Origin of the sequence: Pseudomonas sp. CVAP#3 (assembly GCF_018986375.1) — a bacterium.
In the GTDB taxonomy this organism is placed as follows: domain Bacteria; phylum Pseudomonadota; class Gammaproteobacteria; order Pseudomonadales; family Pseudomonadaceae; genus Aquipseudomonas; species Aquipseudomonas helvetica.
In genome coordinates, this window is the sequence record NZ_JAHMSC010000007.1 from 43,648 (window position 1) to 57,153 (window position 13,506).

At 61.1% G+C, this 13,506-nt stretch carries 17 protein-coding genes; 10 read left to right on the forward strand and 7 right to left on the reverse strand.

Going from position 1 to position 13,506, the window contains the following annotated elements:
• Positions 1-53 precede the first annotated feature (53 nt).
• Positions 54-407, forward strand: coding sequence for a DUF1428 domain-containing protein (locus KRR23_RS13925; RefSeq protein ID WP_054597451.1), 354 nt, complete (start codon positions 54-56; stop codon positions 405-407).
• A gap of 70 nt (positions 408-477) precedes the next feature.
• On the opposite strand, the gene KRR23_RS13930 is transcribed toward KRR23_RS13925, so the two are convergent.
• The 3 genes from KRR23_RS13930 to KRR23_RS13940 form a co-directional block, all read right to left on the reverse strand.
• Entirely contained in the window at positions 478-669 is a 192-nt protein-coding gene (locus KRR23_RS13930; RefSeq protein ID WP_123581643.1) for a hypothetical protein, read from the reverse strand.
• 110 nt (positions 670-779) lie between these two features.
• Positions 780-1,250 carry a cyanase gene (gene cynS, locus KRR23_RS13935; protein WP_216742959.1) on the reverse strand — a complete coding sequence of 157 codons (471 nt, stop codon included), beginning with the start codon at positions 1,248-1,250 and terminating at the stop codon, positions 780-782.
• A 34-nt stretch (positions 1,251-1,284) separates the two neighbouring features.
• The gene (locus KRR23_RS13940) at positions 1,285-1,947 is read right to left on the reverse strand and encodes a carbonic anhydrase (RefSeq protein WP_054597448.1); all 663 of its coding nucleotides are present in this window, start codon (positions 1,945-1,947) and stop codon (positions 1,285-1,287) included.
• 256 nt (positions 1,948-2,203) lie between these two features.
• On the opposite strand from KRR23_RS13940, the gene mdcA reads away from it, so the two are divergent.
• The 9 genes from mdcA (at position 2,204) to madM (ending at position 9,470) form a co-directional block, all read left to right on the forward strand.
• Entirely contained in the window at positions 2,204-3,874 is a 1,671-nt protein-coding gene (gene mdcA, locus KRR23_RS13945) for a malonate decarboxylase subunit alpha (protein WP_216742960.1), read from the forward strand.
• Positions 3,874-4,749 carry a triphosphoribosyl-dephospho-CoA synthase gene (locus KRR23_RS13950; RefSeq protein WP_216742961.1) on the forward strand — a complete coding sequence of 292 codons (876 nt, stop codon included), beginning with the start codon at positions 3,874-3,876 and terminating at the stop codon, positions 4,747-4,749. Before mdcA ends, KRR23_RS13950 begins: the two co-directional genes overlap by 1 nt.
• Positions 4,749-5,048, forward strand: coding sequence for a malonate decarboxylase subunit delta (locus KRR23_RS13955; protein WP_216742962.1), 300 nt, complete (start codon positions 4,749-4,751; stop codon positions 5,046-5,048). The genes KRR23_RS13950 and KRR23_RS13955 overlap by 1 nt, the downstream gene beginning before the upstream one ends.
• The gene (locus KRR23_RS13960; protein WP_216742963.1) at positions 5,041-5,892 is read left to right on the forward strand and encodes a biotin-independent malonate decarboxylase subunit beta; all 852 of its coding nucleotides are present in this window, start codon (positions 5,041-5,043) and stop codon (positions 5,890-5,892) included. The genes KRR23_RS13955 and KRR23_RS13960 overlap by 8 nt, the downstream gene beginning before the upstream one ends.
• Positions 5,889-6,692 (forward strand): biotin-independent malonate decarboxylase subunit gamma, encoded by an 804-nt coding sequence (mdcE, locus tag KRR23_RS13965; protein WP_216742964.1) that lies wholly within the window; start codon positions 5,889-5,891, stop codon positions 6,690-6,692. Before KRR23_RS13960 ends, mdcE begins: the two co-directional genes overlap by 4 nt.
• Positions 6,686-7,306, forward strand: a complete 621-nt coding sequence (locus tag KRR23_RS13970) for a malonate decarboxylase holo-ACP synthase (RefSeq protein WP_216742965.1) — start codon at positions 6,686-6,688, stop codon at positions 7,304-7,306. The genes mdcE and KRR23_RS13970 overlap by 7 nt, the downstream gene beginning before the upstream one ends.
• Positions 7,303-8,223 (forward strand): malonate decarboxylase subunit epsilon, encoded by a 921-nt coding sequence (gene mdcH, locus KRR23_RS13975; protein WP_216742966.1) that lies wholly within the window; start codon positions 7,303-7,305, stop codon positions 8,221-8,223. Before KRR23_RS13970 ends, mdcH begins: the two co-directional genes overlap by 4 nt.
• A gap of 64 nt (positions 8,224-8,287) precedes the next feature.
• Entirely contained in the window at positions 8,288-8,704 is a 417-nt protein-coding gene (madL, locus tag KRR23_RS13980) for a malonate transporter subunit MadL (protein ID WP_216742967.1), read from the forward strand.
• Position 8,705: 1 nt separating this feature from the next.
• Positions 8,706-9,470 carry a malonate transporter subunit MadM gene (gene madM / locus KRR23_RS13985; RefSeq protein ID WP_123581633.1) on the forward strand — a complete coding sequence of 255 codons (765 nt, stop codon included), beginning with the start codon at positions 8,706-8,708 and terminating at the stop codon, positions 9,468-9,470.
• 120 nt (positions 9,471-9,590) lie between these two features.
• Here madM and KRR23_RS13990 read toward each other — a convergent pair whose 3' ends face one another.
• The 4 genes from KRR23_RS13990 to KRR23_RS14005 form a co-directional block, all read right to left on the reverse strand.
• Positions 9,591-10,508 carry a LysR substrate-binding domain-containing protein gene (locus KRR23_RS13990; protein ID WP_216742968.1) on the reverse strand — a complete coding sequence of 306 codons (918 nt, stop codon included), beginning with the start codon at positions 10,506-10,508 and terminating at the stop codon, positions 9,591-9,593.
• A gap of 177 nt (positions 10,509-10,685) precedes the next feature.
• On the reverse strand, positions 10,686-11,729 hold the full coding sequence (locus tag KRR23_RS13995) for an LLM class flavin-dependent oxidoreductase (protein WP_216742969.1): 1,044 nt from the start codon (positions 11,727-11,729) through the stop codon (positions 10,686-10,688).
• Positions 11,730-11,765: 36 nt separating this feature from the next.
• Positions 11,766-12,251 (reverse strand): flavin reductase family protein, encoded by a 486-nt coding sequence (locus KRR23_RS14000; RefSeq protein WP_123581630.1) that lies wholly within the window; start codon positions 12,249-12,251, stop codon positions 11,766-11,768.
• Between the two features lie 97 nt (positions 12,252-12,348).
• Positions 12,349-13,503, reverse strand: a complete 1,155-nt coding sequence (locus tag KRR23_RS14005; RefSeq protein WP_123581629.1) for an ABC transporter ATP-binding protein — start codon at positions 13,501-13,503, stop codon at positions 12,349-12,351.
• Between the last annotated feature and the right edge of the window lie 3 nt (positions 13,504-13,506).

Here is a 13,506-nt window from a genome sequence, read left to right on the forward strand (position 1 = left end):
TGCAGATCGACTAACCGGTAAATCGATGACGCATTTCAAAGAGGAGAGTGATCATGTCCTATGTCGATGGCTTTGTTGCCGCCGTACCCACCGCCAACCGCGATAAATTCAAGCAGCACGCCGAGTTCATGGCAGGTATTTTCAAGGAAAACGGCGCACTGAGCGTGACCGAATGTTGGGGCGACGATGTGCCTCAAGGCAAGCTGACCTCATTCCCGATGGCAGTGAAACTCAAGGAAGACGAGACCGTGGTGTTCTCGTGGATCATCTGGCCAGACCGTCAAACGCGCGACACCGGTATGAAGAAGTTCATGGACGACCCCAGGCTTCAATCCCTGGACAACTCAATGCCTTTCGATGGTCAACGGATGATCTTTGGCGGTTTCGAGATGATCGTAAACGTGTGAGGCCTGTCGCGTCATCCGGATGTCAGGTGGGCCTGAAAAAGATGCAGACCCGCCTCGGATGGCGCACGGGTTATTCCGGAAGGGTGATTCGGCAGCTCTTGCGATTGCGGATTTCGTTATCCGTCGGGCGCTCTTTCACAAACTCGAAACGCGGTTCGCCTTCGTTGTAGGTGACCAGCCAACCCCATTCCAGCTCGGACTCATCTTGCCCGGGCTTCGGCGGCGCAGCCCACCAGGGTTCCTTGCTGACAATCTGGCGCATATCCCCCTCCGCGTGGTTTGGGTCCCTTCAACTATAACGTGGATGACTGGAGGTGCCAGAAATGCGTTTCGAGTGGGCCGGCAGATTAATGCCGGCCCACGCTCGTCAGCTTAAAACGGTTTGTAAGGCAAGAATTTCCCGTCCAGGGTGATCACAGCACGGGAGCCGCCTTCCGGATCTTCGACCCTCTTGATGTCCATCTTGAAGTTGATGGCGCTGATAATGCCGTCACCGAACTGCTCGTGAACAATCGACTTCAGGGCGGTACCGTAGACCTGGATCATCTCGTAGAAGCGGTAGATGGTCGGGTCGGTCGGCACGCCGCTGGCAAGCGAGCCGCGAAGCGGGATGGTTTGCAACTGGGCGACGGCGTCGTTGTCCAGGCCCAGGTGCTGGACCACCACTTTGGCAGCCGCTTCCGGCAGTGGGTGTTGGCCGAGCAGGGCCGCCGTGACATAGAGCAGGCTCAGGCCGGTGCCTTCAGTCAGGTTTTCCCAGGACAGGTCCTTGCGGGCCTTGGCTTCGAGGATTTTGCCGGTCAGGGCCAGCGTTGGGTCTTGATAAGCATGGGACTGTTGCATGGTGCTTCTCCTGCGGATTGATGGGGTGTGTGATTCAAGCGACGTTGGCGACAGCCCGGGCGGGCATGGCGCAGGTGTCAGGAAAATCGGCAATCGATACAAATTGCCGGGAGACACCGTCGAGCGCGTCGATGCCGCCACTTTCGATGTCGTAGACCCAGCCGTGCAGATTCAACGCGCCTTGCTCCTGGGCCAGGCGAACGCTGGGATGAGTCTGCAAATTGGCCAGTTGAGCGATGACGTTCTCTTTGACCAGTGAGGTCAGGCGCGCTTCGTCACTGCTGTGAGGACGGCCGGCATTGATCACCTTGGCGCCTTCGGAGTAGCGCAACCAATTGGCGACGGCGGGCAAGTGGTCCAGGCATTTGCACTGTGCAATGGCGGTCATCGCACCGCAATCGGAGTGCCCGCAGATCACCACATCGGTGACGCCCAGTACGGCAACGGCGTATTCGACCGTGGCGGAGACACCGCCAGGCTCGGGCCCGTAGGACGGCACGATGTTGCCGGCATTGCGAATCACGAACAGTTCGCCGGGTTCTTGCTGAGTCAGCAACTCCGGCACGACACGACTGTCGGAGCAGGCAATGAACAGTGTTTTAGGCGACTGGGTAGAGGCCAGGTGCTTGAACAGGCTGGAGCGCTGTGGAAACGCTTCACGCTGAAACTTGAGGAAGCCATCGATCAACTCTTTCATGGTGAAGTACCTTGCCGTTGTGGTTGGCTGAAAGAATGAACGCGCACAGCTATAGCGTCCAAGATCGATGGCTTATGGTTTTTATAGGCTGACCTTATAGGTAGAGATGGAAAGCTAGGTATCAGCGTCGATGGCTGACTCTGCCAATAACCGGAAAACCATTACCCTGAGCGTAATAGTTCACCGCTCATCTTGATTGATGCCTCTACCATTAGCTCCTAAGGTAATTCCACGAAAGCGAACCCGTGGAGTGAGCATGACAACAACAATATCCCCCGACTCGCGCTGGACGCGGCGGCGCAGTGAAAAACAGCGCCGCCTGGAGCAAGTGCGAGGTCTCGCCGATGGCGTGGTGTTGCCTACCGACAAGATCGTTGCGGCGCTGGAGGCATTAATTTTGCCTGGCGACCGTGTGGTGCTGGAGGGCAACAACCAGAAGCAGGCGGACTTTCTTTCCCGTTCCCTGGCCAAGGCCGATCCGGCCAAGTTGCATGACCTGCACATGATCATGCCCAGCGTCGGCCGCTCGGAGCACCTCGACCTGTTCGAACGAGGTATTGCGCGCAAGCTCGATTTCTCCTTTGCCGGCACCCAAAGCCTGCGCATCAGCCAGTTGCTGGAAGATGGTTTGCTGGAAATCGGCGCGATCCACACTTACATCGAACTCTACGCCCGACTGGTAGTGGACCTGATACCCAACGTGGTGCTTTCGGCCGGTTTCATGGCCGACCGCGCCGGCAATATCTACACCGGACCGAGCACCGAAGACACTCCGGCGTTGATAGAACCGGCGGCCTTCAGCGACGGCATTGTGATCGTCCAGGTCAACCAGTTGGTGGACGACGTCAGCGAGTTGCCCCGCGTGGACATTCCCGCGTCCTGGGTGGATTTCGTGGTGGTGGCTGACAAACCGTTCTACATCGAACCGCTGTTCACCCGTGACCCCCGGCACATCAAGCCAGTGCATGTGCTGATGGCGATGATGGCGATCCGCGGGATTTATGAAAAGCACAATGTTCAGTCGCTCAACCACGGTATCGGTTTCAACACTGCCGCCATCGAATTGATCTTGCCGACCTACGGCGAATCGCTTGGACTCAAGGGCAAGATCTGCCGCAACTGGACCCTCAATCCGCACCCGACGCTGATTCCGGCCATCGAAAGTGGCTGGGTCGAAAGCGTGCATTGCTTCGGCACCGAACTGGGGATGGAGAACTACATCGCCGCGCGCCCGGACGTGTTTTTCACCGGCCGCGACGGTTCCCTGCGTTCCAATCGAATGTTCTGCCAACTGGCCGGGCAGTACGCGGTGGACCTGTTTATCGGCGCAACCTTGCAGGTGGACGGCGACGGCCATTCTTCCACCGTGACCCGTGGACGCCTGGCCGGTTTCGGCGGTGCACCGAACATGGGCCACGACCCGCGTGGTCGCCGCCACGGCACCCCGGCCTGGCTCGACATGCGCCACGGCGATGCCCCCGAAGCCTTGCTCGAGCGCGGCAAAAAGCTGGTGGTGCAAATGGTCGAGACCTTCCAGGAGGGCGGCAAACCGACTTTCGTTGAAACCCTCGATGCGGTTGAAGTGGCGAAGAAAAGCGGTATGCCGCTGGCGCCGATCATGATCTACGGTGACGACGTCACTCACCTGCTCACCGAAGAAGGCATCGCCTATTTGTACAAGGCGCGTTCCCTGGAAGAGCGCCAGGCAATGATCGCGGCCGTGGCCGGGGTCACCGCCATCGGCCTGCGCCATAACCCCAAAGACACAGCGCGCATGCGCCGCGAGGGCCTGATCGCCTTGCCCGAAGACCTCGGCATCCGCCGCACTGATGCCACCCGCGAACTGCTGGCGGCGAAAAGCGTCGCCGATCTGGTGGAGTGGTCGGGTGGCCTGTATAACCCGCCCGCCAAATTCAGGAGCTGGTAATGCACGCACTCAATCTGCAACCCAAGCGCCTGACCCTGGCCGAACGGCTGGCGGACCTGGCAGTAGACGCGCTGATCGACGAAGCCGACCTGTCGCCCAAACCGGCGCTGGTGGACCGTCGCGGCAGCGGTGCCCACAGCGATTTGCACCTGGGGCTGATGCACGCTTCGGCGCTGTCGCTGTGGCCGGCCTTCAAGGACATGGCTGACGCGGCCGTCGCGTTTGGCGAAGTCGGTCTGCCGTTGCGCGAGGCCCTCGGGCAAATCGGTCGCGACGGTGAACAAACGATGCTGGCCACCACCGATGGCGTGAACACCCATCGCGGGGCGATCTGGGCCTTGGGCCTGTTGGTCGCAGCTACCGCGTTGGAACCTGAATCCAGTGGCGCCAGCGCAGTCACTGTGCGCGCCGCGCGTCTGGCCTTACTCGAGGATCGCCATGCGCCGCGGCCGTTCAGCCACGGCGCTCAAGTGGCACAACGTTACGGCGCGCGAGGCGCTCGGGAAGAGGCACAACTGGGCTTCCCGGCAGTGATGCAATTCGGCTTTCCGCAACTCCTGCGCAGCCGCGCCGCCGGCAGTGGCGAACAGAACGCCCGGCTCGATGCGTTGCTGGCAATCATGAGCACGCTCGCCGATACCTGCGTGCTTTACCGCGCAGGCGAGCAAGGGCTGCAAACCATGCAACTCGGTGCCCGCTCGGTGTTGGAGGCAGGCGGCAGCGCCAGCCTGGCCGGTCGTCGCCGGTTGCATGAGCTGGACCAACAATTAATTGCGTTGAATGCCTCGCCTGGCGGCGCTGCGGATTTGCTTGCAGCCTGCCTGTTTATCGACCGCATCTCATCCTGCGACGGCGTCATCCAGGGAGCTTTCTGATGGAAACCTTATCCTTTGAATTCCCCGCCGGGCAGCCGGCGCGGGGCAGGGCGCTGGTCGGCTGTGTCGGCTCGGGCGACCTCGAAGTACTGCTCGAACCGGGACAGGCCGGCACGTTGACGATCCAGGTGCAGACCTCGGTCAATGGCAGCCAACAGCGTTGGCAGCATGTGTTCGCACGGATGTTCGACGGCCAGACACCGCCGGCGATGGCCATCGATATTCATGATTTCGGGGCCACGCCAGGCGTGGTGCGCTTGCGTCTGGAACAAGGCTTCGAGGAGATCGGCCATGAGTGATAGCGCAGCGCTGCTCAACAAACACAGCTTCGTCGAACTCGGTGCTCGACAACGCGCCAAGGCCTTGCTCGACACTGGGACCTTTCGCGAATTGCTCGACCCGTTTCAGCGGGTCATGTCGCCGTGGCTGTCGCGCCAGGGCGTGGTGCCGCAAGCCGATGACGGTGTGGTCATCGCCAAGGGCAGCATCGGCGGTTTACCGGTGGTGATCGCCGCCATCGAAGGTGCCTTTCAGGGCGGCAGCCTGGGTGAGGTCGGCGGGGCGAAAATTGCCGGCGCGCTGGAACTGGCGGCCGAGGACAACCGTAAAGGCATCGCCACCCGCGCCGTGCTGTTGCTGGAAACCGGTGGCGTGCGTTTGCAGGAAGCCAACCTCGGGCTGGCGGCGATTGCCGATATTCACGCGGCGATTGTCGATTTGCGCCAGTACCAGCCTGTGGTCGGTGTGGTGGCCGGCAGCGTCGGTTGCTTTGGCGGCATGTCGATTGCCGCCGGGTTATGCAGCTATTTGCTGGTCACTCAGGAAGCGCGACTTGGCCTCAATGGTCCGCAAGTGATCGAACAGGAAGCCGGGATCGAGGAGTACGACTCGCGCGACCGTCCGTTCATCTGGAGCCTGACTGGCGGCGAGCAACGGTTCGCCAGTGGGTTGGTGGATCGGTATGTCGCCGATGACGTGGCGCAGATTCAGCAACAGGTCAGCGAGTTGTTGCAGCTGGGGTTACCCGCTGAACAGCGCAGTCGTCAGGCGGACCTGTTCCTGCAACGCCTCGCGCGTCTGGATGCGGTGCCACAAATCGAACCGGCGACGGTTCGCGATCTGTTTCAAGGAGCGCACTCATGAGCGGTTATTCCCTGAGAGGTTTGCACTGGTTTGATGCCTTGAGTGCCGGCTCCACCGTCGTTGACGGATTACCCGCTTCGTTGAAGGTCGCCGATGGTATGTTGGGTAAACAGCCCGTGCGGTATATCGCTGTGGTGGCCGATCCGCAGAATCGCTTTGTTCGCGCGCGTGACGGCGAGGTCGGTTTGTTGGAAGGCTGGGGTTTGGCTAAAGCGGTGGATGAGGTGATTGAAGCCGATCGCGCCAAACCGCATAAACGCGCACTGATCGCCATCGTCGATGTGCCGAGCCAGGCCTACGGTCGCCGCGAAGAAGCCTTGGGCATTCATCAGGCGCTGGCCGCTGCTGCGGACAGTTATGCCCGTGTACGATTGGCCGGGCATGCAGTGATCGGTTTGCTGGTGGGCAAGGCGATGTCCGGGGCGTTTCTGGCCCACGGTTATCAGGCCAATCGGCTGATTGCCTTGCGTGACCCAGGGGTAATGGTTCACGCCATGGGCAAGGTCTCGGCTGCGCGGGTCACCCTGCGCAGTGTTGAAGAACTCGAAGTGCTGGCCGCCAGCGTGCCGCCGATGGCCTATGACATCGACAGCTATGCCAGCCTGGGCCTGCTCTGGGAAACCCTGACGGTGGAACAGATCGAGCAGCCGACCGCGAGCGATCTGGCTCGGGTCAGCGACTGCCTGCGTCAGGCCATTGGCGACGTTGAAAGCACCGGGGCTGATTTGAGCTCGCGGCTGGGCGCGACCAATCGGGCGGCGTCGAGCAAGGTTCGCCAACTGCTGCGTGAGCAATGGTGAACGGGTTTCTGGCCCATGATCTGCTCTGGGGCCTGACCCCGGAGCAGTTGCCAGCGGACGCGCCGCGCTGGGCCGTCGAGGTGACACGCAAGGGTCAGCCAGTCGTGGTTCGACGCGCCTTGAGTGCTGCAGATCAGATTGCAGTGGGTGTGCGTGGACCATTGCGCGAGCAACGTTATGCCACGTGGATGGCGGTCGAAGCGATCCGGCACCGGATTCGACCGGAAGATCTTTGTCATGTCGAGGGTGATCGTGACCTGCCGGCCTTGCAGGCCCTGGCGCAACTGCGACCGATGCTCGATGCCTGCGGTTGGGTCTGGGGCGTCAGTGGCAGCGCCGGGTTTGAATTGGCCTGTGGTGTGACTGCGTTGCATGAGCGCAGCGATCTCGACTTGATCCTGCGCACGCCGCAACCGGTGGACCGAGTTCAGGCACAGGCACTACTGAAGCAGCTGGACGCCGTTGGGTGCCCGGTGGACATGCAATTGCAAACGCCGCTGGGCGCGGTTGCCTTGCGCGAATGGGCCGGTCCGGCAAAACGGGTGTTGCTCAAAAACGCCCGCGAAGCACGGCTGGTGATCGACCCTTGGCATCCACAGGAGCAAACAGCGTGAGCAGCCTGTTGGTGTTTCCCGGCCAGGGCGCGCAGCAGCCGGGCATGCTCCATCGTTTGCCCAAGGCGACTGTGATCGAGGCGAGTGAGGTGTTGGGGGAGGATGTTCTGTTACTCGATTCCGCCCAGGCGCTGAAATCAACCCGTGCGGTTCAGTTGTGTCTGCTGATCGCAGGTGTTGCTGCAGCGCGTTTGTTATTGCGGCGGGGATGTACAGCGGATTACGTGGCCGGGCTGTCCATCGGCGCGTATCCGGCGGCGGTGGTGGCGGGTGCATTGTGTTTCAGCGATGCGCTGCATCTGGTCAGCCTGCGGGGTGAGTTGATGCAACAGGCCTATCCGCAGGGCTACGGCATGACCGCGATCATCGGTCTCGAACTCGCGACCGTGGAAAGCTTGCTGGCGCAGGTTCACAGCGGCGAGACGCCGGTTTACCTGGCCAACATCAATGCTGATAACCAGCTGGTGATTGCCGGCAGTGATGCGGCGATGAAAGCCGTCGCCGAGTTGGCCAAAGGGTGTGGCGCGGGGTTGGCCAAACGGCTGGCGGTCAGCGTGCCGTCGCATTGCCCGCTGCTCGATGAACCCGCGCAGGTGCTGGCCGAGGCGTTTGCCACGGTGCCGTTGCAGTTACCGACAATCGGCTACTTGAGTGGTAGCCGCGCCCGGCCGATCCGTTCGGTCGAGGCGTTGCGCGAGGACCTGGCGTTCAACATGTGCCGGGTGGTGGACTGGCGCGGCACCGTACAAAGCGCCTACGAGCGTGGCGTGCGGTTGCACATCGAACTGCCACCCGGAGCAGTGCTCACTGGACTGGCGCGACGGGTGTTTGAACAAGGCACGGTGATCGCCTTCGATGGTGCGCGCCTGGACACGTTGCAAGCGCTGCTGCGTGAGGAGGGACGTCGCCAACCCTAGACACCGCTCGCGCTGCGAAGGACAAAAACAATAACTTCGACGATGCACTTTGAGGATAACAACAATGATTATTTACGGTGTGGCACTGCTGGCGATCTGTACGCTGGCAGGGGTGTTTGTGGGTGACTTGCTCGGCGTGTTGTTGGGCGTCAAGTCCAACGTCGGCGGGGTCGGTATTGCGATGATCCTGCTGATTTTGGCGAAGCTGTGGATGCACAAACGCGGCGGCATGACCAAGGATTGCGAGTTGGGTGTCGGCTTCTGGGGCGCCATGTACATTCCGGTGGTGGTGGCCATGGCCGCGCAACAGAATGTCGTCGCCGCCTTGCACGGTGGCCCGGTGGCGGTGTTGGCGGCCATCGGTTCGGTGGTGATCTGTGGTTGCACTATCGCCCTGATCAGCCGGACCCACAAAGGCGAGCCGTTACCGGACGAGCCGGTCGACAGTGTCTCGATCACGGCTCCAGCAGGAGGTCGCTGATATGTGGAATCTCATGGAAGCGGGTCTGAAACATAACGATCTGGTCACCGCGTTCGCATTCGTCGGGGTGATCATGTGGATCTCCGTCGTGCTCTCCAAACGCCTGACGTTCGGACGGATTCATGGTTCGGCGATTGCCATCGTCATCGGCTTGGTGCTGGCCTGGGTCGGCGGCACGCTCACCGGTGGGCAGAAAGGCCTGGCGGACGTCGCGGTGTTTTCCGGCATCGGCCTGATGGGCGGCGCCATGCTGCGCGACTTTGCGATCGTCGCCACGGCCTTCGAAGTTCAGGCCACCGAAGCGCGCAAGGCCGGGCTGATCGGCGCGCTCGCGCTACTGCTGGGTACCGTGCTGCCGTTTATCGTCGGGGCGAGCATCGCCTGGGCGTTCGGCTATCGCGATGCGGTGAGCATGACCACCATTGGCGCCGGTGCGGTGACCTACATTGTTGGCCCGGTAACGGGCGCGGCGATTGGCGCCAGTTCCGACGTGGTCGCACTATCGATTGCCACTGGCTTGATCAAGGCCATTCTGGTGATGGTCGGCACACCGATGGCGGCGCGCTGGATGGGGCTTGATAACCCGCGCTCGGCGATGGTCTTCGGTGGATTGGCCGGCACCGTCAGCGGTGTGACTGCGGGCCTTGCAGCGACGGATCGGCGGTTGGTGCCGTATGGCGCGTTGACGGCGACCTTTCATACCGGGCTGGGCTGCCTGCTGGGGCCGTCGTTGCTGTACTTCATCGTTCGCGGAATTGTCGGCTAGGTTCAGCACTCAGATCGTTCCCACGCTCCGCGTGGGAATGCAGCCCGTGACGCTCCGCGTCACAAAAGCGGACGCAGAGCGTCCAATGAGGCATTCACACGCGGAGCGTGGGAACGATCATCAGGTAGCATGCCGATTGGCATACATCCGACACTCCGCCAACAACGCCAGCAAATTCGGGTCTCGCTCCTTGGCCTTCAGAAATACCACCCCAATGTGCTGCTGCAACCGATAGCGCTCCTGCAACGGGATCAGCTTTACCCGGTTCTCGTACACCGCAGCAATTCGCCCTGGCAGCAGCGCATAACCGACCCCGGAGCTGACCATGCTCAACAGGGTGAAGATGTCGTTGACCTGCATCGCCACCTTGGGCTCGAACCCCGCCTGTTTGAAAACCCGAATCCCGTCCTGGTGCGTGGCGAAGCCCTGGGTCAGGGTAATGAAGGTCTCGTTGCGCACCTCGGCGAGATCGACTTCGGCGCGTTGGGCAAACGGTGAGTCGGCCGGCGTGGCGAGGAAGATGTCGTCGGAAAACAGCGGGATCTGCTCGCAGTCCGGGTCGTTGACGCTGTCGTCCAGGGACACCAGGATCGCGTCGATTTCCATGTTCTTGAGCTTGTACAACAGGTCGATGTTCGAACCGAGGATCAGGTCGATGTTGAGTTCGCTGCGGCGGATCTTCAGGCCCATGATCAGTTGCGGCACAGTCTTGACCGTCAGCGAATACAGCGAGCCGAGCTTGAAGCGTTCGGCCGAAAACCCCGCGGCTTCGCGGGTCAGGCGCACGCTTTCGAGCACATCCTGAATCAGCTTCTGCGCCCGCTCTTCGAGTACATAGGCGCTTTCCAGCGGCGTCAGGTTACGCCCTTCATGCTTGAACAGCGGGCAGCGCAGGGCGCTTTCCAGCGAGTGAATGGCCCGGTGCACGCTGACGTTGCTGGTCTGCAGTTCGACCGCCGCACGGGCCAGATTGCCGGTGCGCATGAACGCCAGGAACACTTCCAGCTTTTTCAGGGTCAGTTCTTCGTCGATCAGCATGGCCATTACTCTTTTTCAGTCCGTTGATTATGCCCATGCGTTGTTGTGTTGTCCGATGTGCGGTTGAGTTCGCCTTGGTTAACTTGCAGGGGCGCCAACCGTCGCTGAGGAAGACGCCGTTGCCGGCGTCTGTTGAGGCGTGGCGCCCGTCACGCAGTGAGCAGGCGCGAGGAGATTTCAGCGAAACGCTGGTACCACCTGTTTGATGAACAGCTCCAGGGATTTTTTCTTCTCCGCATGGGGCAGGCTGTTGTCGCACCAGAAGCTGAACTCGTCGACGCCCAGTTCCTGGTAATACTTGATGCGGGCGATGACCTCTTCCGGGGTCCCGATCATGGTGTTCTTGCGGATGTTTTCCAGCTCGAATTCCGGGCGCCCGGCGAATTTCTCTTCCGGGCTCGGCGCCAGGAAACCGTTGACGGGTACTTCCTTGTTGCCGAACCAGGCATCGAACGTACGGTAGAATTTCGAGATCGCCTTGGCGCCGACTTTCCAGCCCTCAGGATCATCGACCGCGTGGACGTGCGTGTGACGCAGCACCATCAATTGCGGGCGCGGTACGTCCGGATTGTTATCGAGGGCGGCCTGGAACTTGTTCTTCAGATCGAGGACTTCTTCGTCGCCCTTCATCAGCGGCGTGACCATGACGTTGCAGCCGTTGGCTACCGCGAAGTTGTGGGAATCCGGGTCGCGGGCGGCGATCCACATCGGCGGGTTAGGCTTCTGGATCGGCTTGGGCACACTGGTGGAGGTCGGGAATTTCCAGATATCGCCGTCATGGGCATAGTCGCCTTGCCACAGTGCGCGAACCACCGGGACCATTTCCCGCAGGGCTTGACCGCCGGAGGAGGCGGGCATGCCGCCGGCCATGCGGTCGAACTCTACCTGATAGGCGCCACGGGCCAGCCCGACTTCCATGCGGCCATTACTGATTACGTCCAGCAGCGCGCATTCGCCGGCAACCCGCAACGGGTGCCAGAACGGCGCGATGATGGTACCGGCGCCAAGGTGAATGGTCGTGGTCTTGGCCGCCAGGTAGGCCAGCAGCGGCATTGGGCTGGGCGAGATGGTGTATTCCATGGCGTGGTGTTCGCCGATCCAGACGGTGCTGAAGCCACCGGCCTCGGCCATCAGGGTCAGTTCGCTCAGGTCCTCGAACAGCTGCCGATGGCTGATGCTCTCGTCCCAACGTTCCATGTGCACGAACAGCGAAAATTTCATGACGCTTACCTCGAATCTTTGTTATTGGCTGTCGGTTCAGGCGAGGACGGGCAGCGCGCCCATCTTGCCGTGGCAGTACACCAGCGGGCCTGCCGTGTGATGTGGCACGATCAGGTTTTTCACCGCGCCGACCATGATCGCGTGATCGCCACCTTCATATTCGCGCCACAGCTCGCATTCGATGATTGCCGTGGCGTTGTTCAGCAGCGGGTTGCCCAGCGCGCTCAACGTCCATTCGATCCCTTGCGCCTTGTCCTTGCCTTTGCGGGCGAAGGCATAGGCCTCGTTTTGCTGGCCGCCGGAAAGAACGTGGATGGCGAAGCGCTTGTTCTTGATCAGTACCGGGTAGGAATCGGAGCTGTAGTTGGGGCAGAACAGCACCAGAGCCGGGTCCATGGACAGCGAGCTGAACGCGCTGGCGGTGAGGCCGACGATTTGCCCATCGTCATCCAGCGTGGTGATCACGGTCACCCCGGACGGAAACGAACCCATGACTTGTTTGTAGATGGCGGCATCGATCATTGGACGGTCCTCTGGTGTTGTACGACGGTTTTTATCTTTATATTGGTCGATGGTATACCGTAATACATCGTTTGCAAGCGCTTTTTGTGAGGCCGGATCAGTGGGCGCCAGCGGCTTTGTTCAGGTCGCTTTCGGTCCATTCGGTATACACGCAAGCATCCGCAGTGGCCCAGCGCACGCGCACCGGGTCGCCGGTCTTGAGTGGCATGCCGGCGGCAGAGAGCGCCTTGACGGTCATCGACGTACCGCCCGCGGTCATCACGGTGCAGGTCTGGCTTTCACCGAGGAACAGCACCTCGCCGACCGTCGCCGAGACTTCGTTCCAGCCTGCTGCCAGGGGTTCCTGAGTGGCTTGCTGGACGCTCAATGCCTGGGCCTTTTCCGGACGCACCATCAGCAGCACGTCCTGATCAGTTTTCAGTCCGGCAGTCAGGCGGATCGACAGCGACTGGCCTTCGAAACTCGCGGCCGCATTGCCCTGGGCCTTGAGCTTGAGGAAGTTCGAGTTGCCGAGGAACGACGCGACAAAGGCATTCGGCGGGTTCTGGTAGAGGTCGTAGCCGCTGCCCAGACCGACGATCTTGCCGTGGCTGAAGATCGCGATGCGTTGGGACAGCCGCATCGCTTCTTCCTGGTCGTGGGTCACGTAGACGATGGTGATACCCAGACGCCGATGCAGTTGGCGCAGTTCATCCTGAAGGTCTTCACGGAGTTTTTTGTCCAGTGCACCCAAAGGCTCATCCATCAGCAGAATGCGCGGTTCATAAACCAGCGCCCGAGCGATGGCGACTCGTTGCTGCTGACCACCTGAAAGTTGCGAAGGGCGGCGATGGGCAAACTGTTCGAGCTGCACCAGTTTGAGCATCGCATCGACGCGCCGTTCGCGTTCGCTGGCGGCCAGTTTGCGGATGGCCAGGGGGAAGCCGATGTTGTCGCGCACTGACAGGTGCGGGAACAGCGAGTAGCGCTGGAACACCATGCCGATGTCGCGCTTGTGCGGCGGCACATTGACCAGCGACTGGCCATTGACCAGGATCTCGCCACTGCTCGGGGTTTCGAAACCGGCGAGCATCGACAGGGTGGTACTTTTACCGGAGCCACTGGAGCCAAGGAAGGTCAGGAATTCACCATCCTTGATGTCCAGCGAGATGTTGTCCACGGCAGCAAAGTCGCCGTAGTGCTTGTTCAGGTTGCGCAGGCTGACCAGCGGCTTGTCGTTCTGCTGCGAGGAATCTTTGATGACGGCACTCATGTC